The sequence below is a fragment of the Lactococcus sp. LG1074 genome, assembly GCF_017309525.1.
In the GTDB taxonomy this organism is placed as follows: domain Bacteria; phylum Bacillota; class Bacilli; order Lactobacillales; family Streptococcaceae; genus Lactococcus; species Lactococcus petauri.
Window position 1 is genome coordinate 1,349,435 of sequence record NZ_CP071293.1, and the last position, 22,516, is coordinate 1,371,950.

Below are 22,516 nucleotides of genomic sequence, written 5' to 3' on the forward strand. Positions count from 1 at the left end.
CTAAATTATATCATGTTTAGCATGCAAAAAGATACATCTTAAGATGTATCTTTTATATTTTATTTCTTTTTACCTTTTTTCATTTTTTTCTGCGCCCGTTTCATGGCTTGTTTCATGGCAAATTGTGTAGCTTTACCTTTGAGCCCACCACCGAACATAGAGCTCATATCAGGTGTTCCGGAAGATGCTCCTCCTCCCATAAGACCTTGCAAGTCTCCTAGAGAGGACATATCTGGCATACCTCCAGGCATATTTTTCATGTTTGGCATTTTACCGCCAGCGCCGCCCATCATTTGCTGCATCATTGAATTCATGTCGCCATTCATAATACCTTGCATCATGTCTTTAGACTGATTGAATTGCTTGATGAACTTGTTAACCTCGATAAAACTATTTCCTGATCCAGCAGCAATACGTCGACGACGAGCGGGCGAAAGTTCGACTTCCAATTGACGCTCAGCTGGTGTCATAGATAGCACAATAGCACGTTTACGTGCAATGTCTTTCGGATCAACCTTAACATTTTCAATTCCTGGCATTTGTGACATGCCTGGAATCATCTTCATAATGTCTTCCATTGGTCCCATGTTTGTCACTTGGTCAAGCTGTTCCACAAAGTCGCTGTAATCAAAACGGTTTTCCGCCATCTTTTCAGCCATCTTCATCGATTGCTCTTCATCAAACTGCGCTTGAGCCTTTTCAATCAAGGTCAACATGTCCCCCATACCGAGGATACGAGAGCTCATACGATCAGGATAGAAAGTTTCCAAGTCGGTCAGTTTCTCACCTGTACCAGTAAATTTGATGGGTTTACCTGTAATTTCTCGAATAGATAAAGCCGCACCACCACGGGTATCACCATCAAGTTTGGTAATGATAACACCACTAATATCTAATTTTTCATCAAAAGTTTTTGCTACTTGAGCAGCAACTTGACCTGTCATGGCATCAACAACCAACAGAATTTCCGTTGGTTGTGCGAGAGCTTTAATCTCTTGCAACTCGTTCATGAGTTTATCATCAATTTCGAGACGACCTGCCGTATCAATCAAGACATAGTCTTTACGCTCTTCACGCGCTTGAGCAAGACCGTTTTTAACAATATTTACCGGACTTTCGGCTGTTCCTTCATCATAAACAGGAATATCAAGCTGTTCACCTAATGTTTTTAATTGATCAATCGCTGCTGGACGATAAACGTCAGCCGCAATCATCATTGGGCGTGCATTTTGTTCTTCTTTAAGTTTTTTAGCAAGTTTACCAGCAAAGGTTGTTTTACCTGCCCCTTGCAAACCAACCATCATGATGATTGTTGGAATTTTAGGTGATTTGAGCAGCTCAGCTTCGCCGCCACCCAAAATCGCAGTCAATTCTTCGTTAACAATCGAAATAATTTGTTGCGCAGGATTCAGTGCTTCTGAGACTTCCGTCCCAATCGCACGTTCGCGGATTGCTTTGATAAACTTTTTCACTACAGGAAGAGCAACGTCGGCTTCAAGAAGGGCCACACGTATTTCTTTCGTAATTTCTGTTACATCTTGTTCTGTAATTTTCTTTTTGCCACGCAAATTTTTAAAGACATTTTGCAAACGTTCAGTTAAATTTTCAAAAGCCATATTTATATTCCAGTTCTATTATTTTATTCAGATAGTTTTATTATACCATATTCTGTCGAGGCTTAAATCCACCAGAAGTTGGAAAAATTCTAATTTTGTTCAGAAAGTTTTTGGATATCTTCAGGACGACCAATGACAAAGAGTGAATCCCCAATCATGAGTCGAGTGTCTCCTGAGGCTATTTCAACTTTTCCATTAATATGCTTAACATAGCTGATGTTTAAGTCGTAATGATTAAAATCATCAATTTCAGAAATAACCCGATTATTCATTGTACGTGAACATACTTTTACTTCTGCGAACTCAATATTCTCAGCAATGTCCACGACATTACTGATATTCTCAAAGATTAAACTTTCGGCAATCTTACGTCCCATTTCTACCTCAGGAAGAACCACACGATCAGCGCCAATTTTTTCCAAAAGACGATAATGATTTTTATCTACAGCCTTGGTTATTACTTGAGGCACTCCAGCATCTTTTGCCAGCATAGTAACTAGCACAGAAGACTGGATGTCTTCACCTATTGCTACAATAGCAACGTCAAAATCTTGAATGCCTATCTCGTCCAAGACACGTTCATCTTTTGCATCGGCAATGATGGCATTAGGAACCATATCCTTAAAAAGATTGACACGATCTTCGTTCTGGTCAATCACGAGCAAATCTGCTTCCGTTTCGGCGATCGTTTTCGCAACCGCTGAGCCAAAACGTCCCAGACCTATAACAACAAATGATTTCATATTAACCTACCATTACCTTTTCTTCAGGGTATTTATAAAGCGACTCATGACTGTCTTTGGCATTCAGAGAATAAATAATCGTAAAGACACCAACGCGTCCGATAAACATAAGAATTCCTACGATAATTTTACCTGGGATATTGAGTCCTGGAGTTACTCCCATACTTAAACCCACGGTCGATAGTGCAGAAATAACTTCGAACAAGAGCTGATCCACACGGAATTTTGGATTGGTTAAGAGCAAGGCAAAAGTTGCAATAACCATCATAAAGAAATAAAGAAAAACAGACTCATAAGCTTGTTTGACAACACTTTGAGGAATAGTTCTATTTTTAAAACTTGTATGTTTGTCACGTTTAATGATTGAACGAACATTGAGTGCTAGAACACCGATTGTTGTCGTCTTCAAACCGCCTGCTGTAGACCCAGATGTACCACCGATAATCATCAACATAATTGTCAAAAAGATACTGGCCTGACTAAACAGAGTGTATTCTTGAATAGAAAAGCCCGCGGTTCTCTGAGAAATCGATAAGAATAAACTCTGCATGGTAAAAATTGCTGGGTTATTACTTACACTTTCAAAATCAGAGATTAAAAAGAGTATCATGCCACCAAAGATGAGAAAAGTTGTTGTTGTCAATGCCAAACGTGTATGTAAAGACAATTTTCTTTGCTTTTTGTAGTTAAGCAGGTCCATCATAACGATAAAACCTAAACTGCCGCATACAATCATCGAGGCGATGACCATTAAGACATAAGGAGAATGTTCATAAAGCATGAGCGAATTACCAAACAAATCAAAGCCGGCATTACAATAAGCCGAAATAGCATGGAACACACTGTACCATAAACCTTTAACCAATCCAAACTTTGGCACAAAAGCAAAGGACAAGAGAACACTTCCGCAAAATTGAATAAGAAAAGAAATGATTAAAACATTGATAACAACACGAACACCCGAGCTAATATCAGATAGGCTGTATGATTCTTGAATAATCAAGCGGGACTTAAGCGACATCTTCTGGTTGAGCAATAAAAAGATACTGACAACCAAAGTCATAAATCCTAATCCACCAATTTCAATCAATAAAAGTAAGATAACTTGACCAAAAAGCGACCAGTGAGCGCTTGTATCAATAACGGTTAAACCTGTAACACAGGTTGCTGATACAGCTGTAAAGAGCGCATCGACAGGATGAGTAAATTGTCCTGTTTTGGAGGAAATCGGTAAACTCAACAGTGTCCCGCCCACAATGACAAGAGTCAAAAAGGCGATAAAAATAATCTGCAAAGCTGTTAATTTTTTTAAATTTTTCTGCATAAGTCGCTTGCTTACTCTCCTCTAGTTCTGTGCCCTGGGAACTTGCCATTATCAAAAAAATATAGCAAAAGACAGGCCTTTACTATATGATAATTTTTCAACGTTCTTGAACAAACCCTGTCCTAGAAGTCTTATTCAGACTTTTCAGTGGGTTTATTTGCTTTCTTTTTGTTGCTCTTGTAACGACGTGTTAATTCTTGTGGGGCACGCGCTTCCATCACGACAGGAAGAACAACTGGTTTACGACGTGTTTGGTTGTAGAGGAATTTACCAAGAGCATCACGAATAGCGCCCTTAAGTTCTGACCAATCGAAAGTTGTTCCTGCAAGATATTTTTCAACGGTTTCATTAACCAAATTTCCTGCATCTTTCATCAAATCACGTGATGTTTTGACATAGACAAAGCCACGCGTATGTACACGTGTTTGACTGATAATTTTACGGTCGCTCTTACTGATAGTGATAACAGCAATGAAAATACCGTCTTCTGACAAAACTTTACGGTCTCGTAAAACGACAGAACCAATGTCCCCAATACCTGAACCATCAATCATTACGTTTTCTGCTGGTACAACACCTGCAGGAATCATTTCGTCTTTTTTGTTGAATGAAACAGATTCCCCTTTTTTCGCAATAAAGATGTGCTCTGGAAGCATGCCCATTTCCATGGCTAATTCAGCATGTGCACGTAACTCACGGTATTCACCTTGAATAGGGATAAGATTTTTAGGTCGTAAGATATCAATCATAAATTGCAAATCACGCGCATTGGCATGACCTGAAACTTTTAAATCTCCACCCAACATCTTCATCACACCACCTGCACGATAAACGTCATTTTCAATGCGTGCCACTAATGTTTCATAAGCTACTGAAGGGGTTGTTACAGCAAATGCTACATCGCCTTCTTTGATTTTCACCCATTTGTGACGTTTGTGCGCCATGTCACCGAGAACTTTTAAGGGTTCACCCATACGTCCTGTTTCAATGATGACAAGCTCATTATCAGCATATTTACTGATTTCATTTGGTTTAATGATTGCTTTTTTATCTTCGATTTGCAACTTCTTCAAACGTGTTGCTGTTTCGACGATTTGGTCCATATCTTGACCAGTAAAGACGATATGGCGTCCGAGCTTGATTGCTGCATCAACGACTTGTTGGATGCGCCCGAGATTCCCTGCGTTACAAGCAATGATCACACGGCCTTGTGCTTCATCAATTGTATCAAATATTTTTTCGTAGATTTCATGTTCACTTGCAGATTGAGCCGTTGACAAAGCATTTGGTGAGCTTGAAAGTAAAGCAAGGACTTTACTGCTTCCAATTTCAGCAAGGCGTCGCATGTTTGTACGATAGCCAAGCGCAACTGCTGGATCAAAACGGAAATCTCCTGTATAAACAATATTTCCGGAGTCAGTTCCAATGACAATCCCCATTGATTCTGGAATTGTATGTGTTGTTGAAAAGAAGGAAATTACAGCTTGACCAAAATCAATTTCTGTTTCTTCGTTGACCACGTGGAAATCCTTAAACTTCTTGCTGCCATCATAATTGCGCACATTAATCTTCGCAAGTTCAATCGTCAACTCACTCCCAAATACAGGAACACGTAATTCAGAAACGATATAAGGTAATGCGCCAATCGAATCGGCATGACCATGCGTCAAGAAAATCCCTGCAACACGATCAGCATTTTCAACTAAATAGTCAATGTCTGGAATAACAAAGTCAATTCCTAACATGTCACTGTCCGCATATTTCAGACCAGCATCGAGAACGAAGATTTGTTCGTTCACCTCTGCTAAGTACATATTTTTACCAAATTCGCGTACACCGCCTAAGGGTGTAATTTTTATATCTGCCATTTATTTATTAATTAAAACCTTTCTTATTTCGTAATAAAAGGGATTGGCATTCCAATCCCTACCGAGAATACTTACTATAAGTATAACTCAAAGCAAGCAAAAAATCAATCAAATATTTGTCAATCCCTCATATCATGCGGTTTATCGTTACTTAACATTTTTAAGCTTTCCCGTATATCTTCTTCGTATTTTGCGAAAAACTTTTGATTTTTAATCCGCAAACAACCTCGTCCTATAACTGACTTTGGAAATCGCTCCTGTAAAGTCACATTACTTCCATAAAAATAGAGCGCAACATAATTTTTTTGAGCAGAAATATTAAGCATACCAGCTTCTTCATATCCTGGACTTGGATGAGGATTTGCTCCCAAAGCGAGAGCGGAAAAAGTTCTTCCATTATCAAAATAACGCAAGTTTTCATCTGGAAACACTGTCTTAACCAACTGCGTAACTTGTCTTAAAAGTTGTGGATTAGGCGACTGTGATATGTAGTCCTCTATTTCCTTTGCGCTTATGTACATCGCACCTCCTTGATTTTCTTTCAATTAAAAATAAGTCTTTAAAAAGTTTGCTACTACTTCGCGATATTTTTCTTTATCTATTTCGTAAGACCGCACATGTCGACCTCCTTTTGCAATATAGATTTCCTTTGGCCCTTTTGTTGCTTCATAGTTTCGATGCACCATTTCCATGGGAACAAAAGTATCCTGATCTCCATGGATAAAGAGGAACGGCTTCGTATTTTTATTTAATTGCGTAATTGACGAGGCTTCCTTCCAACCGTACCCCGCAAAAAGTTTAGACCAAAAAGAAAGGAGGTGAATCAGCGGAAATTGTGGCAAATGATAATCATGCTTTGCTTTATGAGCCAACTCGTTCCAAACCGTATCATAACCACAGTCTTCAATAAAACACTTAACATGTTCAGGTAAGTTTTCCCCCGAAAGCATCATTGTTGCAGAGGCACCCATCGAAATACCAAACATTGCGATTTCACTTTTAGGATTTTTCTCAATAATCTGTTTAATCCAGCCTAGGTTATCTTTACGGTCTAACCAACCAAAACCAATGAATTTTCCTGGACTTTTTGCACCTGCACGATAATCCGGCATGAGGACATTGTAGCCTAGTTCATGAAAGAGCCAACCAAAAGCACCATATCTGTCTCGAACAGATTTATACCCGTTAGCCAACAAGATAGTCTTATCTGTCGGCTTTGTCGCTGGTAAATACCAGGCCTTAAGCGTTAAATTATCGTGTGTCTGTAAACACCATTCTTCTTTTTTGGCTTGCATAAAAGCGTACCATTCGGGATAAAGAGGATCATTGCTTTGGGGTTGTTGAATCCAAATGCTGCGATTTTTATTTTCAATAAACATGAATAGACCTAAGCTAAACATATGAACTAAAAAAATGAGAACCAACACTAGTATTAAAAAAGTTAACATGAGCCTATTATAACACGACTTGTGTAACAACTTTACTTGTTTTCTTCTCCATAAAAAAAAGAGATTTAAAATCTCCTTTTTCTTCTTATTTATTACCTGGAACATCCGACAATGTCCACGTCAGTTCTCCTTTATATTTTGCAGCATATTGTTGAGTCACAGGTACATCAAGATAGAGTCCTTTTTTCGTTGTGCTCCCCCAATTTTGACTGAGATTAAAGGTTCCACCATTTGTGCCACTTGGCTGACTTTCTACTTGAGGATTACTTGCTGAAAGCGCGGTATTGTTGGTGCCATCAGTACTAAAGAATAAAGTCCCAGCCAGTGAATGACCGCCAGTAATTGGTGTGCCTGTAGCATCAACTTCAACTAACGGCTGAGTTTCTTTAACAAACATTGTCCATCCTGTATTTTTGCTGCTTTGTCTTGTATCTGTAACCACGAGATCTTGAGTATAGGCAGGAAAATCAACCACATTACTATTTTTAACTTTTAGCTGTCCAAAATCCATTGTTGATGGTGCACTGGTGAAATTTAGACTCCCCGTAAATATTGATATAGCAACAGTTTTTGAAATGCTTTTATCTGAGCTCGAAAAATTATAAGTCACATCGACAATGTCATTAGATTGAGCATTCTTCAAGGCCGTAAAGTATGCAGCAGAATCTTCTAAAGCAGCTGAACTCACTGTTCCGTCAGAATGATAAGCTTTCGCTTGCGTATAATAATCAAGTGTTGGTTGATCACTGTTTGCTCCAATCGTATTCGCGATATCCTGCCCTAAAGTTACGGGATATGCATTGATCGCTCTCTGACGATCAGAGGAAATGACTGCATCATCAGAAACCACGACAAGATGTGCTTGTGCTGTTTCATTTGTCGTTGACCATGTAACCGGAATATCAATATAATCTTTACCCTTTAGCCCAGCATTGGCAGTCGCTAAAGTATTTCCATCAAGCTTTAGGCCTGATAAATCTTGCCCTTTTACTTCCATGAAAGATTGAAGTTGGCTTTCAGTAAGCGTCTTTGCCATACTTTCTGAGAGAATAATATTTCCTGCTGTAAGCTTTTGAGTGATCGTTATCGTTGCCTTAGGTGCAATAACGGGAACTGCTGCTGACACCTGATTAACTGCAAGCATACTTGGAAGAGCAACAGACAGAACTGCACCCATTATAAAAAATCGTTTCATTTTTCTCCTCTCCTCCTATGCTGGTCCATCTGCGATGGTATATTTAAAGGTACCAGATGGTGTTCCTGTTTGCGTCAATAGTGTATTTTTTGCTTTAATTTTTATTCCTGAAGTTTGTGGAGCAGTCAATGTATAATTTTGCCCTGCATTCGCCATTGAAATAAAAGAAGGCAAACTTGTATCTGAAGTTACTGAGGCAATAGACACAGCCAAGCCAGTACCCAAAGTTTTGTTATCTGCTGGATTGCCAGGATTACTCCAATAATAGTCGATATTATCTGCAAAATTATTTTGCATCATGGTTACCGAAAGATTAAAGTTTGGTGCTTGTCCCCGATCATCCCCTACAACCAAGGTTTGTGTCTCATTTCCATTAATTAAATTTGACCATGAGCTATCGGCTGGTGTGCCATTGCTATCGTTGGGGTTTAAAGAGATATTAAAACTTCTTGCCATAGATGATTTAGCTGCATCCATCCAGAAGCCTATCGGCTGATACCAGGATATGTATTTGGCAGTTTTCATACCTGTTAAATCTGCACTCGAATAATTATTAGGTACCAAAGCAGAACTAGCGTTAGCACCTAAGCCAGTGATTGTTCCTGTGTTTTGCCTGTACCAGATATCTCCCGTGCTCAGATTATTTTGGTTAGGTGTAACCAAATCTGGGAGATTTGCATCAAATACGGCTGCTGTAGTTGAAGTATGTGTCCTTAATCCATTTCCTGCTATCGTTATAGGAAAATTGTTACTTGAATTCACAGTGGGATCAAAAACTGATCCTCCTAGAGTATTTAGGGTCACTACTTTAGGATCATCTAATGTTATGCCACTTCCCGCTCCCGGATTTCCATAAACTAGGCTACCAGAAGTTTTTAAATTGTTTAAAAGTAAAGTTGCATTTTGTCCAACATTCCATTTGACAACGCCTGTGGAGCTATACTATAAAAGTGGACAGAAAATTGTGTGTTATAATCTGTCTATTAAGACACAAAAATGAAAGGACTTTTATGTCAGGTTTTAAACGTTACGACGAGGAATTTAAGCAATCTCTCGTTAATCTCTACCAAACAGGTAAAACTCAATCCGAACTCTGTAAAGACTATGGTGTCTCCCCTTCTGCACTTGCAAAATGGATCAAGCAGTACTCTCAAGTTCGTCTTGAAGATAATACGGTCTTGACTGCTAAACAGATTCAAGAATTACAAAAAAGGAATGCCCAACTCGAAGAAGAAAATCTTATCTTAAAAAAAGCAAGTGCCATATTCATGCAAAACTCCAAGTGAGATTAAAAGCAGTCTATAGACTCCGATTTGAACACACGACAGTTATGCTCTGTCGTGTTTTACATGTCAATCGTTCCACCTACTATAACTTCATAAACAAGAAGCCCTCAAAACGTGAAATAGAAAATCAACGCTTGAGAAAATTACTCCTTGAGATTTATATGAAAGCCAAGAAAAGAATTGGAACGAGAGCTTTTAAAATCATTCTCCTGCGTGATTATGGCGTTAATATTTCTGAGGGGCGTATCTTAAGACTTCTCAAGTCTATGACACTCCCTAAAATGTCAACGATTAAACCTAGAGTTAAATCAAAACACTCTCCTGCATTTTCTTCTGATAATCTCCTTAAACAAGAATTTAATCCTAAGTCCCCGAATCAAGTATGGACAACTGATTTCACTTATATTTCTATAGGACATAGACGGCATGTTTATCTCTGCGCCATCCTTGACCTCTACTCTAGAAAATGTATTGCTTGGAAAGTAAGTGACAGGATTGATGCTAAACTTGCCTGTGACACATTAGGGATGGCTATAAATAAGAGGAAGCCTAAGGAACCAATCATTTTTCATTCGGATCAAGGTAGCCAATTTAAATCAGCTTCCTTTAGAAAAATATTAGATGAGCATCAATTGCTTGCTTCTTACTCCAAACCTGGATATCCTTATGATAATGCTGTCACTGAGGCCTTTTTCAAGTACCTCAAACAACGGGAAATAAACAGAAGAACTTATCACTCCATTCAAGAAGTTCAACTCTCTTGCTTTGAATACATCGAACAGTTTTATAACAACTATAATCCTCATTCCGCAAACAATGGTTTAACTCCAAATCAGAAAGAAGAAAACTATTTTAAGAAAATATAGCTCATTTTGTGTCTAAATATTTGACATTAGTCCAAAACTCTCTAATCTTCCATTCATCACCGACAAAGCGCATGTTTTTATCAATTGTTACACCGTATTCCCTCGTTAAATCCGTAAATTTTTTCACCAGTTTATACGTGGCTGACTTTGATAAAAAGACAACATCTTCGAGTTCAGCAATTTTGTTCACTTCTTCAGTAAAGACTGCTCGAATCAAGGCTTGCATCTGTGATCTCTTAACGTAATGATTTAAAAGAAGCATGATGTTTCCTTGGGTTCTTCTTTCATAACGTACGAAACTTTTCTGCGTCTGGAGATCGATGAGGTAATAATTTTCTAATTTCCAAGATTTAATTTCTGATTGTATCTCAGATAAGAGCTTCTTGACTTGATAATTATTAAGGTGTAATTCTTCAATTAAGTCATCAAAAAGTACCGTAGAGAGATGATGATTTTCTAAATAATATAAAATTTGAAGCTTTTTAAAATCATCTTCGTCTAAATATTTTAACACAATACTGTTTCCTCCATTTACCTCGTCAATTTTTTCTATTATATAACATTAGGCAACATTGCACAAATGTAACTTAATTGCACAAAAAATCACTAAAGAGTATTTTAGTGATTTTTTGTGTCTTATATCCTTCGATTTCAACGTTACACTTTGATATCATTCTGCCTTTAAAGCAGCAACAGTCATATAGTTATAAGGGCTGTTAAAGTGGGGCAAGAAGAACAAATCGAGAAGCGCAAGTTCATCAATTGTTTTTTGATCTTGGATAGCCAAGCTGAACATATTGATATTCCCCGCGATAATCTCCCCGTAGCTCGCCATTTGCGCGCCTACGATACGTCGACTTGATTTTTCATAAACAATACGAATTTTCACCGTATCATTATTTTCATGGAGGAACCAAGCTTTTTGCTTATCTTCAAAATCAGTGTAAGCAACTTCTAAACCAAATTTTTGTGCGGCTTTAACAGAAAAACCTGTAGAAGTCATATTATAGCCGAAGATCGAGATACCATTTGACCCTTGAACACCAGCTGATTCGAGGACTGTTCCGCCAATGTTATGCCCAGCAACAATCCCTGAGCGTACCGCATTAGAAGCAAGAGCAATATATGTGAAATCTTGCAAAGCATTAGAATAAATCGTAGCCACATCGCCGACTGCGTAGACATCAGGATTACTTGTCTGTTGATGCTTATCTACCTTCACTGCTCCATTTCGAAGCGTATCCAGTTTATCTCCCACAAGGGTGCTGTTTGCCGTAAAGCCGATACAGTTAATTACCATATCCACATCATAGGTCCCTTTATTAGTCACAATTTGAGAAACTCGGCCATTTGTGCCTTTAAAAGCCTCGGCAGTTTCACCAAAATGAAGCTCTACGCCATGGTTTGCAAGGTTTTCATCCATTCCTTTCGCAAAGTCTTCATCATAATAGGAAGCTAAAGATGTAGTTTCCGCATCAAAGAGCAAAACTTCTTTTCCGCGACGTTTCGCCGCTTCAGCGATTTCTGTACCAATGTAGCCCGCCCCAATAACGGCAATACGTTTCACTTCTTCTTTAGCGAACTCCTCATCCACTGCTTGTCCTTCTTGGAAGAGTTTAAGAAAATGAATACCTTCTAATTCATTACCTGTAATTTTAGGAATGATTGGTCTTGAACCCATAGCAAGAATGAGTTTGTCATAATCTTCCACGTGCTCTTCTCCGGCTTTTGTTGTGGCATACACTTTTTTCTGCTCGAAATCAATTGATGAAACTTCAGTTTCCGTCAACACCTTCGCTCCTTTTGCTTCAAAATCATCTGGTCGTGCATAGAAAAGTTCATTCGGTTGATCAATTTGACGGCCCACCCATAAGGCTGTCCCACAGCCCAAGTAACTCATGTTACTGTTACGATCGATCATGGTAATTTCATGACCAGGATAGTTGTCTAATAATGTATTTGCCGCAGCAATACCTGCGTGATTTGTGCCTATAATAACGATTTTCATGTTGGAAAATCTCCTTTTTTTATTGTAAAAGCTTGTAAATATTTTTACAATATAAGTTTAGCACACTTTATTCGCATTTCTTTTGTAAGCGCTTGTGAAGTTTGTGAATTCACAAACCTCACAAGGTAAATAGCTGAGAAAACCTTATATTACCTGCATTTCAGATACTTTCAAGACATTATTATTTTTCTATCAAAAAAATGGATAGTTTTGAAATACCCACTTTTTACTTACTTTATATGTTTCACTTCTTGACGGGTGTGCATCCCATTTAACTCATCCAGCATACTCACAGATACACTGACAAGACCGGGATAATCACTGTTTTCAACTTCAGCTTTATACAATTCTATCTCTTCTGAAGTTTTTCCTTCTTTTTTCATCGCATTTTCTGTATAAGATATTATCGCTTCTGCATTACCCTCTACATCAAAAAGGCTGTACATCATTACGCTCAATAGTCTCTCCTAAAATATAATAGATAAATTTACATACCTCTATTATAGCATTAATTCCAAAGGAAACAACAGCTCACTCCACTCTTTATTTCACAAAAAAAGACCTCTCAAAAGAGAAGTCTTTCGGGCAACTTTCGTTGTGTCAGAACGGTTCACACGCGCTAACAAGTTCTCATGCTTCCTGCACGAACAACCCAATGTTCCAGAACTCCCGTGCTTCAATAATCTACCAAAGTAGAGCATCGACTCATCGCATAAGCTTATTATAACATAATCTGTGAGTCTCCGCGTAACAAAAGCTTTTCACGGCACCATCTGGGATTAGCAGCAATCTTTAGGACAGTTTTCTTTCATTTCTTTATATGTTTTTACAACATTTTCTACTGTAAAGCCATACTCTGGTAAAACAATATTTGCAGGTGCTGAAGCGCCCCATTTATCTACGGTTACAGTGGCTCCAGCTAAACCAATATATTTCGCCCAGCCGAAGCTTGTTCCTGCTTCGACAGCCAAACGGCAGCAGACATTTTTCGGAAGAATTTCTTCTCTATATTCTGCAGATTGTTCGTCAAAGATATTCATTGAAGGCATAGAAACAACACGTACGCCTTTTCCTAATTCTTTTTTAGCTTCAAGCGCAAGTGCTACTTCTGAACCTGTTGCGATGATAATTCCTTCAAGTTCACCTTCTTCTTTGGAGAGAATGTAGGCACCACGATTGAGGCCTTCCTCAGCCAATTGTGCTGTTCCTTCAAGAACTGGCAAGTTTTGACGTGTCAAAACAAGCGCTGTTGGACGTTTTTTGCTTGAAGCTGCACGACGCCATGCGGCAACAACTTCATTACCATCTGCAGGGCGGATCGTATCTAAGTTTGGCATAGAACGTACTGAAGCCAATTGTTCGACAGGTTCATGTGTTGGACCATCTTCACCAACCGCGATTGAATCGTGTGTCCAAACATATGTAACAGGCAATTCTTGCAGTGCAGCCATACGGACAGCAGGAAGCATATAATTACTGAAAACGAAGAATGTACCACCATAAACACGTGTACCGCCATGGAGAGCAATACCGTTCATAATTGCGCCCATCGCAAATTCACGGACACCAAACCAAATGTTACGACCAGCATAGTTATCTGGCATAAAGTCTGTATCATTTTTAGCCATTGTATTGTTTGATGCTGATAAGTCAGCTGAACCACCCCAAAGGTTTGGCATTTGTGCTGACAGTTCTTGGATAGCTTCTTGTGAAGTTACACGTGAAGCTTTGCTTGAACCAAGTTCATGCTTGCTTAATTCAAGTTCAGGTGTTTCATTTTCAAACGCTTTTACATATTGTTCAGCAAGATCTGGATATTTTTCAGCGTAAGCTGTGAACGTATCGTTCCATACTTGTTCCATAGCTTCGCCACGTGTATTCAATGTTTGACGGAAACGCTCAGTAACTTCTTCGGGAACAGTGAATTCTGGATAGTCCCATCCATAAGCTTTCTTCGCAAATTCAATACCTTCTGCACCAAGAGGAGCACCATGTACTGCTGACGTGCCTTGTTTTTCAGCACCATATCCAATAACAGTCTTAACCTCAATAATTGTTGGTTTTTCAGTTTCAGCTTTTGCTTGTTCTACAGCTGCTGCAATTTCAGTCAAATCGTTGCCGTCTTTAACCAAGATATGTTGCCAACCGTAGCTTTCAAAACGCATTTTAATATCATCGATAAATGATTTATCCAAATCACCATCAAGAGAGATATTATTTGAATCATAGAAAAGTACAAGTTTTCCAAGTTTTAACTTACCAGCGAGTGACGCTGCTTCTTGAGAAACACCTTCCATAAGGTCACCATCACCATTTAAGGCATAAGTATAGTGATCCACAATATCAAAATCTGGTTTATTGTAAGTAGCAGCTAAATGTGCTTCGGCCATTGCCATACCAACAGCATTGGCGATACCTTGTCCTAAAGGACCTGTAGTCGCTTCTACACCATCTGTCCAGTCTACTTCAGGATGTCCTGGAGTTTTTGAGCCCCATTGGCGGAAGTTTTTCAAATCATCTATTGATACTTTGTATCCTGCCAAATGTAAAAGACTGTAAAGCATTGCCGAACCGTGTCCTGCAGAAAGCACAAAACGGTCGCGGTTAGACCATTTACGTCCTGTTTGTGGGTTTACATTCAAAAACTTGCTCCAAAGAACATAAGCCATTGGTGCCGCACCCATTGGCAATCCTGGATGTCCAGAGTTTGCTTTTTGGATAGCATCCATTGACAAAGTACGGATTGAATTTACAGCTAACTGATCGGTGTTGTCAAACATATTTTTCTCCATTTAATCTTTTGATAATACATTTTATTATAACATAATTGAAAACGTTTTTTATTTTCATCTTACTAAAAAATCAGATTTCCTGAGCGAAAACTGATTTTTGTAAACATTGACATTGACTTAAGCTTTAGCTTTATCTCTGGCATTTAAGACTGCACTGAGAATCAAAACAATAGCGAGGAAGCCTAAGATAAGAGCGGCAATCGCACCAGATCCCATTTCACCCACTCGGCCAACAATGATACCTGGAATCAGGTAATCTGTATCCGCAAATGTGGCTGAGGCATCTGCTCCGAAGGCCCCCAAAGATGGAATAATGAAAAGGGGTAACCAAGATAAGAGGAGACCATTGGCGATTGCTCCGATTACTGCTCCACGTCGTCCGCCATTGGCATTACCGAATATTGCTGCTGCTGCTCCACAGAAGAAATGCCCGACAACACCCGGAATGATAACCGTTGTTCCCATAACAAGCATCGCAACCATGGATAAACATCCTGTGATAAAGGAAACGAAGAAACCTATCAATACCGCATTTGGTGCGTAAGGAAAGACGATTGGCACATCTAAAGCCGGTTTTGAGTTGGGAACCAGTTTTTGGGCAATCCCTTGGAAGGCCGGTACGATTTCAGCTAAAATCATGCGCACCCCTTGTAGAACAACGACGAAACCAGCTGCAAAAGTTCCTGCTTGAACAAGTGAGAAAATCACAAAGTTTGTACCGTTAGAAAGCTCCGATTCAACATAAGTTGGGCCTGCGGCTATGGCTAAAAGAATGTAGACTGCAGCCATCAGTAAGGAAATGGATACGGTAGAATCTCGCAAAAAGCCCAATGATTTAGGAATATTTAGTTTTTCGGTGGACTTCTCAGGATCGGGATCACCAAAAGTTTTACCGAGCCATCCTGCAAGAGCATAACCGATGTTACCTGTATGTCCCATCGCTACATTATCAGTTCCAGTGATTTTACGCATAAATGGCTGACAAATGGCGGGTGTAACTGTTAAAAGTGTTCCTTCAAAGATACCTCCAAGAAGAATGGTCATCCATGTTTCACCCATTCCGGCAGAAACCAGAATCACGGCTGCCATACAAGAAACGTAGAGCATGGCTTGACCTGTTAAAAAGATGTATTTAAATCGTGTAAAGCGAGCGAGCAGGATATTCACAATCATGCCGACAAGCATAATCAAGGCAGTCGGTGTCCCATACTCCACGAGTGCCAAGGCAACAACACCTTCATTCGTTGGGACAATACCTTTCACATGAAAGGCATGTTGAAACATATCGCCAAAAGGCGCAAGCGCCCCCACCAAGATACCAGCTCCTCCAACCAAGACCAAGAATCCAGCAAAGGTCTTCACTGAGCCCTGAATAACTGCAGTTGCTGGTTTCTTTTGTAAAATCAGTCCAAGCATGGCAATTAATCCAACAAGAAGGGCAGGCGTAGTCGCAACAGAGACAATAAAGTTTAAAACTCCATTCATTTTTTAATTCTCCTAAGTTTATTTTCGATTCTTTTTTAATTACTGTTTTTGCTTAGTTGTGGGCAATCCCTCTTTCATCTAAAACTTTAACCAGTGCTTCACGCGCTGCATCGCGATCAATAATGGAAGTCAAAGGTACAATCTTTTCTTCCGGAATATTAGGCAAAGCTGTTGTTAATGTGGACTCTACAAAGAAATAGTCCGCAGAATCTGGTGTGGCTGATCCAACATCCATATGGTCAAGCTCAAAATCATTCACGTTCAAGCCCATTTCTTGTAAAAGGGCTTGAAGATTCATTTGTACCATAAAGCTTGTTCCTAATCCTGATTGACATACACATGCGATTTTCATATTATTCTCCTTCTTTTTCTGCAAAAATTTGTTCTAGTTCTGCTACTGTTTCTACAGTCAGCATTTTATTGAGTTCATCTTTATTTGATAATATTTGTGTTAGTGTGGATAATGCGCGAAGATGCGTTTCATTATCAATTGCTGCGAGGACAATGAAGATTTTTATCTCGTGTTTGGGATCATCTTGAAGATATACCGGTTGTTCACATCTAAGAAATGACATCCCAAGTTTTTTCACCCCATCTTCAGGACGTGCATGAGGAAGAGCAATACCCATTCCTAAATCAATATAAGGGCCGAACTCCTCTACACGGTTAATGATAGCGGAAATATACGTGGGCTCGATTTCACCTTGATTCAGTAAAGGCTGTGCTGCAAGCTCAATTGCACTTTTCCAGTCAAGTTTTTCATCTGTAAAACAAATTTTTTCTTTAGTTAATAAATCTGAAAGCATTACACCTAATGCCTCACTTTCTGTCTTTTTATTGTTAAGCTTGCGGTCAATAACCCGCGTCAATTGCTTCTTGGTCGCATTACTTTTAATGTCGACATAAGGTTCAATAGCACGTAAGATGGCTTTAGCATCTGGTTTATAAAAACCAGGCAAATCAAAATCTTGTGCAATACGATTGTAAAGTCTTGTCTCTTCTTCACTGTCTGGGATAGCTGACATAACATAGAGCTTTTTATCAGTCATTACAGGTACTGTCGAAAAAATAATATCATAAGAAAAAGCAGGAATATTGTCCAAATCAGAGACAGCTGTACTCAGAATAAAAGTCATGCTTGGAAACATATTTTCCAATCGTTTACGCATGATTAAACTCGAACTTATACCATTTACACATAAGACAATCGCGCGAAAACTTTGTGTATACTTTTTCTTATAAATTTCTCCACCAAAGAGAATGACAAAGTAGGCGCGTTCTGCTTCGGAAATTTCACCACAAGCTTCGCGTAATGGCGCTAAAGCAAGGCCCATTAACTCAAACAGAGAGGAATAATCTGTTTTTATTTTGTCCAAAAGAACATTCTCTATTTCGAAGTGATATTTCAAACGAAAATAGGCAGGGACCAGATGGGCACGTAAGGCAGCAAAGGTTTTTGTAAAATCTTCAAACTGAACTGCTGCAAGTTTCATTACATTTTCCATAATCTCAAAGCCAATACGATAAAGAAAATCAAAACCAGACCTTTCAAAGCTACCATCACTCATGCCAATTAACAATGCTTCAACTTCCAGTACATCTTCCTGGAATATATTTGTTTCTCCAAGATGTGATTGAAGTAAGGCAAGGTATATCAACATCGGAATATACCGACTATGGATAACCTGAATACATAATTCAGCAATTAATCGACTGATTTGCTGTCCTACTTGGTAAATAAAGAGTGGATTTTTATGATTGAGATGCTTCGACAAAACATAATAATCACTCTCTTCATGAAGTTCTTGTAAAAAACGCCAGCTCGTCTTACGTAATTCTTTCGATGCACCTTCAAGGTAAAAGCCTAACCTCCGTGAGTATTCTAGACGTATGTTTTCGCTATCCAGCTGCTGACGCAACTTTTTGATATCAGACAAGACGGTATTGCGACTCACATTTAAAAGCGACTGGAAATCACTAATGGCTAATGCTGAACGTTTAGAAAAGCAAAGTAAATAAATCAGGTATTGACGTTTTTCTTCACTCAATGTTCGTCCATATTCTGCCATATTAAAGCGAATTTCTTCGAAATTTTCTGGTTTTTCAGGAATTGCTAACACATTATTGGTAAATTCTAGTGGTCTTTGAGATTTATCTTGCAATGTTCGATTTAATTCGACGAGTTGTCTCTGAAATTCCTGACTTTTAAGTCCAGTAACCTCAAGGATTTTATCAAGTTTCCAAAAACGTCTTTCTGAAAACAGTAGGATATCTAAGTTATAACTAAGCATCTTTTTTCCTCACAATTAAATTATAGCCTAATTTTTGCTTCGAAATTAAGCTGTTCGGTCCAAAACAAGAAAACGTTTTCTTTTGTGATTGGACTCTTCTTAAAAAATTTTTTTAATTTAAAAACCGCTTCGGTTTAAAGCGATTTTTAAATTAAACGATCAATTTTGATAAACTCTTTTAAAATAAAAAGTCTTGAATCTCCCAAGACTTAGACAATTTCAATCCCATGTAAAGCAGCAAAAAACGCTGCTTGACTTAAGTTGACTTTAATGTTTTTAGCCAGCTCGGGACTCACATCGAGGCGCTCAAAAGTGTTACTTGAAAAATCAATCCCTGATAAGGAAGTTTCCCAGAAATTCGTAAGCTCCAAGTCGTTCCCTTCAAAACGCACATGCTTGAATTGACTGGCAATAAAAAGACTTTCTTTCATCATATTGTCTGCAAAAAGCACATTTTTCAAACGAGCACTTGAAAAATTAACGTAATTAAGCAAACAATCCTGAAACTGGACATCCTGCAAAAAGGCATTGGTGAATTCGGTACCGAGCAATTTACAATCTTTAAAAATGCAACGGTAAAAACCAAATTTAGAAAAGACAAGGTTAGAAAAATCACACTTTTCAAAAATACAATCTGTAAACTCTAAATCAGCAGTTACCTCTAACTCAAAATTGATATTTTGTAGACGACAGCCACTGAAAAGTTGGCGATACTCTAAATAGATTTCTTGATTTTTCAACTCTACTTGGTAGGCTTCGTTGTCTTCAAGGGTAGTAAAATCGACAACTTCTAACGCCGCAGGAAGCTTGGGTGAAAGAATTTTCTTCATAAAAGTCCTTTTTCTTTAAGATTCTCTGTTGAAGCTTTGAGTTCCGGTTGTCCCCATTGCTCAACCATTCTACTCGACCAAGTGGAATTTAGACGCCGTGATCCAGCATAATCCTCTTGAACTTTATCATAGAGGCGCAGCACTTCTTCATCTTGTGGAATATACTTCTCAGGAAATACAACAGCTTCATAAGGTAATCTCGGTTTTACTGGATTTACACGTGCAGGCTTGCCAAGAGCCACAGCAAAAATCGGATAAGTATAATCAGGCAAACTTAATATCTCAGAAATTTCTCGTGCTTGATCACGAATCAAGCCCACCATTACACCACCATAGCCAAGAGATTGAGCAGCAAGCAATGTATTTTGACCGGCTACTGCCGCATCAACTGAAGTAATAAGGAGCGATTCTACACCTTCTGGTTGAAACTCACCACCGTTCATTTCGACTGCTGTTTTGGCTCGGTTAAGGTCTCCCACAAAAACCAAAAAAGCAGCACAATTTTTAATGGCTTTTTGGGGCTGTTGGGCAAAAATTGCATCTTTTTGTTCTTGGGATTGCACAAGAACCACCGAATAAGATTGGAAATTTTTCCAGTTTGGTGCTGCCCGTCCCGCATCAATAATCGTTTTTAATACATGTTCTGGTATTTTTTCATCCGTAAAATTACGTACAGAACTGTGTTGCATCATCAGATCAATTGTCTCATTCATGTCGACGATTTACTCCTTCTAAACGAACTTCAGACGCTAAATACTTCACACGCTCCATCACGCGTTTTGCTGGCCAGATTTCATCCGCTTTTTTAGTTTCCGCCAAATGTAGCTCAAGCTCTATCATATTCAAGTTTGAGGTGAAAAATGTCGGAAGATTTTCTTGCATACGATGCTGTAAAATAACTTGAAGAATGCTGTCACGCACCCAAGCATTATTGAGTTCGGCACCAATATCGTCTAAGACCAATACTTCAACTTTTTTAATTTCATTGACCCAATGTTTGGCATTGTCAAAATCGAGGTCAGAAATAAAGGTGGGATAGTGTAATAAAGTAGTGGAAACGCCTTTTTTTGAAAGCTCATTTGCCATAGCGGCCATAATAAAGGATTTTCCTACGCCAAAATCGCCATAAATATAAAGCCCTTTTTCTTGAGGAAAGTTGTCGATAAAGTTTTCTACTTTCCGGAACAAGTCAAATTGATTTTGATTGTCTGTGAAGACATCCGCATAAAAATCAATGTGCTTCATTTCTTTAGGTAAACCAATGATTTGAACACGACGCAATTGATTGCTCACTTCTTGACGGCGGGCTAATTCTGCTGTCGTTTGATAAGAAACATCTGCGTAACCATGGTTCATAATCAAGACAGGCTCATAGCCATCAGCTGCTCTTTTTTCATGTTCTTCGAATTTTTTTCGCTCTTTAACAAATTCATAAAACTTTGAATAGCTCCGCTGTACTTCATCTTCAGTCATTTGATTTTCAGAAATAAAAGCTTGAACTTGTTCATTTTTCATCACTTCAGCGACGAGCTTGTCAAAATTTCCACGTACATCTGGGCGCTTACTCAAAAGTTCTCCAATTGATTCCATGCTCAATTCTCCTTCTTGTCCTTACGACGGGAAGCTTTATATTGCTCGAACTTGGCAATATCTTCTGCACTGGTCGTATTTACGTAGCTGGCATTGGACCATTGTGGTGCTTTTTTGACCAGCTTGCCTGAGTTTTTAGAATTTTTATTGCTTTTTTGCTTTTGTTCCGCTTGCTGCTGACGTTCCAGTATTCTTTTTACTGCTGTTTCAGCATTATATACTTTATGGCGCAGCCAATCATTTGCCAGAGTATTAACAAATCGAGCATTGAGACTCGCATTCCCTTGTTGAATCAAGACATAGTGTATCAAAATATTTTGTACTTGATCTGTAATATTTTGCTTGTCTAAATTATTCAAAATCTTAAGTTCTTCTTGCGAAGCAAAACCACCAGCTTGTTGTTTAAGCTTGTTTAAAAAATCACGCGGGGACACTTCTTTACTGATGACAATCAAATCCTGAAAGCCTTTAGGAAATTCCGATAAGGCAGGCAAAGGCTCAGATTTGCCGGCAAGCATTCTTGTTAAGTTGGCTGTATTCAAAGTCTTGTCAGCATTGGCAGTTTGTTCGGCTGCTTTAAATAATTCATACCAGTTGAGATCAAACTTTTCAGCCAAGCCATACAGGGTCAAGATATCCTGATTTTCATTTGCAAAAGTCAGATGCTGGTTTTCCATAATACTCTTAAAAGAGTTCAAATCAAATTTTTCTGTTTGAACGACTGTATGTGTCGGCTCAAACTTAACAGAATAAACTTCATGGAACTTTTTCGTAATTTCTAAAGCATCAGGTTCATGTTTTTTTGCCAAAGCTTTAACTTTATTTTCACCAATGCGTGAAACCAATAACTGCTTATAAAATTCGTCTGCTAAAAATTCTTCAAAAGTTAAAGGACTTTTTATCTCCATAAGATAACCCGGTTGTTGGTCAAATACCCGCACGAGCCCAATCCCTGAAAGTTTTTCTAAAGCTTCAATAAAAGGATGGAGTCCAAAATCAAGATACTCTAAAAAATGAGAAATCTTGCCCGTCGAAAAAACGCGCAAGAGTTGATAAAGTCCAAAAGCATCTCGCCCAATAATAGGCAAATAAAGTAGCGAAAAAGTATCGGCATCAAAGCTGATTTTTCCTCGATTTAGAATAGAAAATGAATCGCCTGGTCTCATAGTTCATC

At 38.6% G+C, this 22,516-nt stretch carries 18 protein-coding genes and 2 pseudogenes; 1 reads left to right on the plus strand and 19 read right to left on the minus strand.

Features of this window, described 5'->3' with window-relative positions; genetic code table 11:
* Positions 1-59: 59 nt before the first annotated feature.
* The 8 genes and pseudogenes from ffh to J0J36_RS06705 all read right to left on the minus strand — a co-directional run.
* On the minus strand, positions 60-1,616 hold the full coding sequence (ffh, locus tag J0J36_RS06670; protein WP_003134232.1) for a signal recognition particle protein: 1,557 nt from the start codon (positions 1,614-1,616) through the stop codon (positions 60-62).
* A gap of 89 nt (positions 1,617-1,705) precedes the next feature.
* Complete coding sequence (locus J0J36_RS06675; RefSeq protein WP_003134231.1) at positions 1,706-2,359, minus strand: TrkA family potassium uptake protein; 654 nt, start codon at positions 2,357-2,359, stop codon at positions 1,706-1,708.
* 1 nt (position 2,360) lies between these two features.
* Positions 2,361-3,683 carry a TrkH family potassium uptake protein gene (locus J0J36_RS06680; RefSeq protein ID WP_003134230.1) on the minus strand — a complete coding sequence of 441 codons (1,323 nt, stop codon included), beginning with the start codon at positions 3,681-3,683 and terminating at the stop codon, positions 2,361-2,363.
* Between the two features lie 131 nt (positions 3,684-3,814).
* The gene (locus tag J0J36_RS06685; protein ID WP_003134229.1) at positions 3,815-5,551 is read right to left on the minus strand and encodes a ribonuclease J; all 1,737 of its coding nucleotides are present in this window, start codon (positions 5,549-5,551) and stop codon (positions 3,815-3,817) included.
* Between the two features lie 119 nt (positions 5,552-5,670).
* Positions 5,671-6,072, minus strand: a complete 402-nt coding sequence (locus J0J36_RS06690) for a hypothetical protein (RefSeq protein ID WP_019291609.1) — start codon at positions 6,070-6,072, stop codon at positions 5,671-5,673.
* Between the two features lie 24 nt (positions 6,073-6,096).
* On the minus strand, positions 6,097-6,930 hold the full coding sequence (locus J0J36_RS06695) for an alpha/beta hydrolase (RefSeq protein ID WP_230318208.1): 834 nt from the start codon (positions 6,928-6,930) through the stop codon (positions 6,097-6,099).
* A gap of 154 nt (positions 6,931-7,084) precedes the next feature.
* Positions 7,085-8,176 (minus strand): WxL domain-containing protein, encoded by a 1,092-nt coding sequence (locus J0J36_RS06700; RefSeq protein ID WP_153925531.1) that lies wholly within the window; start codon positions 8,174-8,176, stop codon positions 7,085-7,087.
* A 33-nt stretch (positions 8,177-8,209) separates the two neighbouring features.
* Positions 8,210-9,136, minus strand: a pseudogene (locus J0J36_RS06705) (RTX toxin); the annotation flags it as partial.
* 68 nt (positions 9,137-9,204) lie between these two features.
* Here J0J36_RS06705 and J0J36_RS06710 point away from each other — a divergent pair.
* Positions 9,205-10,362, plus strand: a pseudogene (locus J0J36_RS06710) (IS3 family transposase).
* On the opposite strand, the gene J0J36_RS06715 reads toward J0J36_RS06710, so the two are convergent.
* The 11 genes from J0J36_RS06715 to J0J36_RS06765 all read right to left on the minus strand — a co-directional run bounded on the left by J0J36_RS06715 (position 10,348) and on the right by J0J36_RS06765 (position 22,508).
* Positions 10,348-10,860, minus strand: coding sequence for a helix-turn-helix domain-containing protein (locus J0J36_RS06715; RefSeq protein ID WP_238076689.1), 513 nt, complete (start codon positions 10,858-10,860; stop codon positions 10,348-10,350). The pseudogene J0J36_RS06710 and the gene J0J36_RS06715 overlap by 15 nt on opposite strands.
* Before the next feature lie 156 nt (positions 10,861-11,016).
* A complete protein-coding gene (gene nox / locus J0J36_RS06720) occupies positions 11,017-12,354 on the minus strand; it encodes a H2O-forming NADH oxidase (RefSeq protein WP_003134144.1) in 1,338 nt (445 codons plus the stop codon).
* Positions 12,355-12,584: 230 nt separating this feature from the next.
* Positions 12,585-12,800: a hypothetical protein gene (locus tag J0J36_RS06725; RefSeq protein ID WP_017370674.1), complete on the minus strand. Its 216-nt coding sequence runs from the start codon at positions 12,798-12,800 to the stop codon at positions 12,585-12,587.
* Between the two features lie 333 nt (positions 12,801-13,133).
* Entirely contained in the window at positions 13,134-15,134 is a 2,001-nt protein-coding gene (gene tkt, locus J0J36_RS06730; RefSeq protein WP_019291826.1) for a transketolase, read from the minus strand.
* A gap of 129 nt (positions 15,135-15,263) precedes the next feature.
* Positions 15,264-16,631, minus strand: coding sequence for a PTS ascorbate transporter subunit IIC (locus tag J0J36_RS06735; RefSeq protein ID WP_003134141.1), 1,368 nt, complete (start codon positions 16,629-16,631; stop codon positions 15,264-15,266).
* A 52-nt stretch (positions 16,632-16,683) separates the two neighbouring features.
* Positions 16,684-16,983, minus strand: a complete 300-nt coding sequence (locus J0J36_RS06740; RefSeq protein WP_003134140.1) for a PTS sugar transporter subunit IIB — start codon at positions 16,981-16,983, stop codon at positions 16,684-16,686.
* 1 nt (position 16,984) lies between these two features.
* Complete coding sequence (locus tag J0J36_RS06745; protein ID WP_153925201.1) at positions 16,985-18,922, minus strand: PTS sugar transporter subunit IIA; 1,938 nt, start codon at positions 18,920-18,922, stop codon at positions 16,985-16,987.
* A 209-nt stretch (positions 18,923-19,131) separates the two neighbouring features.
* A complete protein-coding gene (locus tag J0J36_RS06750) occupies positions 19,132-19,752 on the minus strand; it encodes a pentapeptide repeat-containing protein (protein WP_019291828.1) in 621 nt (206 codons plus the stop codon).
* The gene (locus J0J36_RS06755) at positions 19,749-20,465 is read right to left on the minus strand and encodes a nitroreductase family protein (RefSeq protein WP_003134136.1); all 717 of its coding nucleotides are present in this window, start codon (positions 20,463-20,465) and stop codon (positions 19,749-19,751) included. The genes J0J36_RS06750 and J0J36_RS06755 overlap by 4 nt, the downstream gene beginning before the upstream one ends.
* Positions 20,458-21,342, minus strand: a complete 885-nt coding sequence (dnaI, locus tag J0J36_RS06760) for a primosomal protein DnaI (protein ID WP_003134135.1) — start codon at positions 21,340-21,342, stop codon at positions 20,458-20,460. Before dnaI ends, J0J36_RS06755 begins: the two co-directional genes overlap by 8 nt.
* Positions 21,343-21,344: 2 nt before the next feature.
* Positions 21,345-22,508, minus strand: a complete 1,164-nt coding sequence (locus J0J36_RS06765; protein ID WP_019291829.1) for a DnaD domain protein — start codon at positions 22,506-22,508, stop codon at positions 21,345-21,347.
* Positions 22,509-22,516 lie beyond the last annotated feature (8 nt).

Bases quoted from the DNA above. Each gene is read 5' to 3' on its own strand.
- J0J36_RS06695 (WP_230318208.1), bottom strand. From the start codon at position 6,930: ATGTTTATTGAAAATAAAAATCGCAGCATTTGGATTCAACAACCCCAA.
- J0J36_RS06685 (WP_003134229.1), bottom strand. From the start codon at position 5,551: ATGGCAGATATAAAAATTACACCCTTAGGCGGTGTACGCGAATTTGGT.
- dnaI (WP_003134135.1), bottom strand. From the start codon at position 21,342: ATGGAATCAATTGGAGAACTTTTGAGTAAGCGCCCAGATGTACGTGGA.
- J0J36_RS06675 (WP_003134231.1), bottom strand. From the start codon at position 2,359: ATGAAATCATTTGTTGTTATAGGTCTGGGACGTTTTGGCTCAGCGGTT.
- tkt (WP_019291826.1), bottom strand. From the start codon at position 15,134: ATGTTTGACAACACCGATCAGTTAGCTGTAAATTCAATCCGTACTTTG.
- J0J36_RS06745 (WP_153925201.1), bottom strand. From the start codon at position 18,922: ATGCTTAGTTATAACTTAGATATCCTACTGTTTTCAGAAAGACGTTTT.
- ffh (WP_003134232.1), bottom strand. From the start codon at position 1,616: ATGGCTTTTGAAAATTTAACTGAACGTTTGCAAAATGTCTTTAAAAAT.
- J0J36_RS06735 (WP_003134141.1), bottom strand. From the start codon at position 16,631: ATGAATGGAGTTTTAAACTTTATTGTCTCTGTTGCGACTACGCCTGCC.
- J0J36_RS06680 (WP_003134230.1), bottom strand. From the start codon at position 3,683: ATGCAGAAAAATTTAAAAAAATTAACAGCTTTGCAGATTATTTTTATC.
- J0J36_RS06700 (WP_153925531.1), bottom strand. From the start codon at position 8,176: ATGGGTGCAGTTCTGTCTGTTGCTCTTCCAAGTATGCTTGCAGTTAAT.
- J0J36_RS06690 (WP_019291609.1), bottom strand. From the start codon at position 6,072: ATGTACATAAGCGCAAAGGAAATAGAGGACTACATATCACAGTCGCCT.
- J0J36_RS06755 (WP_003134136.1), bottom strand. From the start codon at position 20,465: ATGAATGAGACAATTGATCTGATGATGCAACACAGTTCTGTACGTAAT.
- J0J36_RS06750 (WP_019291828.1), bottom strand. From the start codon at position 19,752: ATGAAGAAAATTCTTTCACCCAAGCTTCCTGCGGCGTTAGAAGTTGTC.
- J0J36_RS06740 (WP_003134140.1), bottom strand. From the start codon at position 16,983: ATGAAAATCGCATGTGTATGTCAATCAGGATTAGGAACAAGCTTTATG.
- nox (WP_003134144.1), bottom strand. From the start codon at position 12,354: ATGAAAATCGTTATTATAGGCACAAATCACGCAGGTATTGCTGCGGCA.
- J0J36_RS06765 (WP_019291829.1), bottom strand. From the start codon at position 22,508: ATGAGACCAGGCGATTCATTTTCTATTCTAAATCGAGGAAAAATCAGC.
- J0J36_RS06725 (WP_017370674.1), bottom strand. From the start codon at position 12,800: ATGTACAGCCTTTTTGATGTAGAGGGTAATGCAGAAGCGATAATATCT.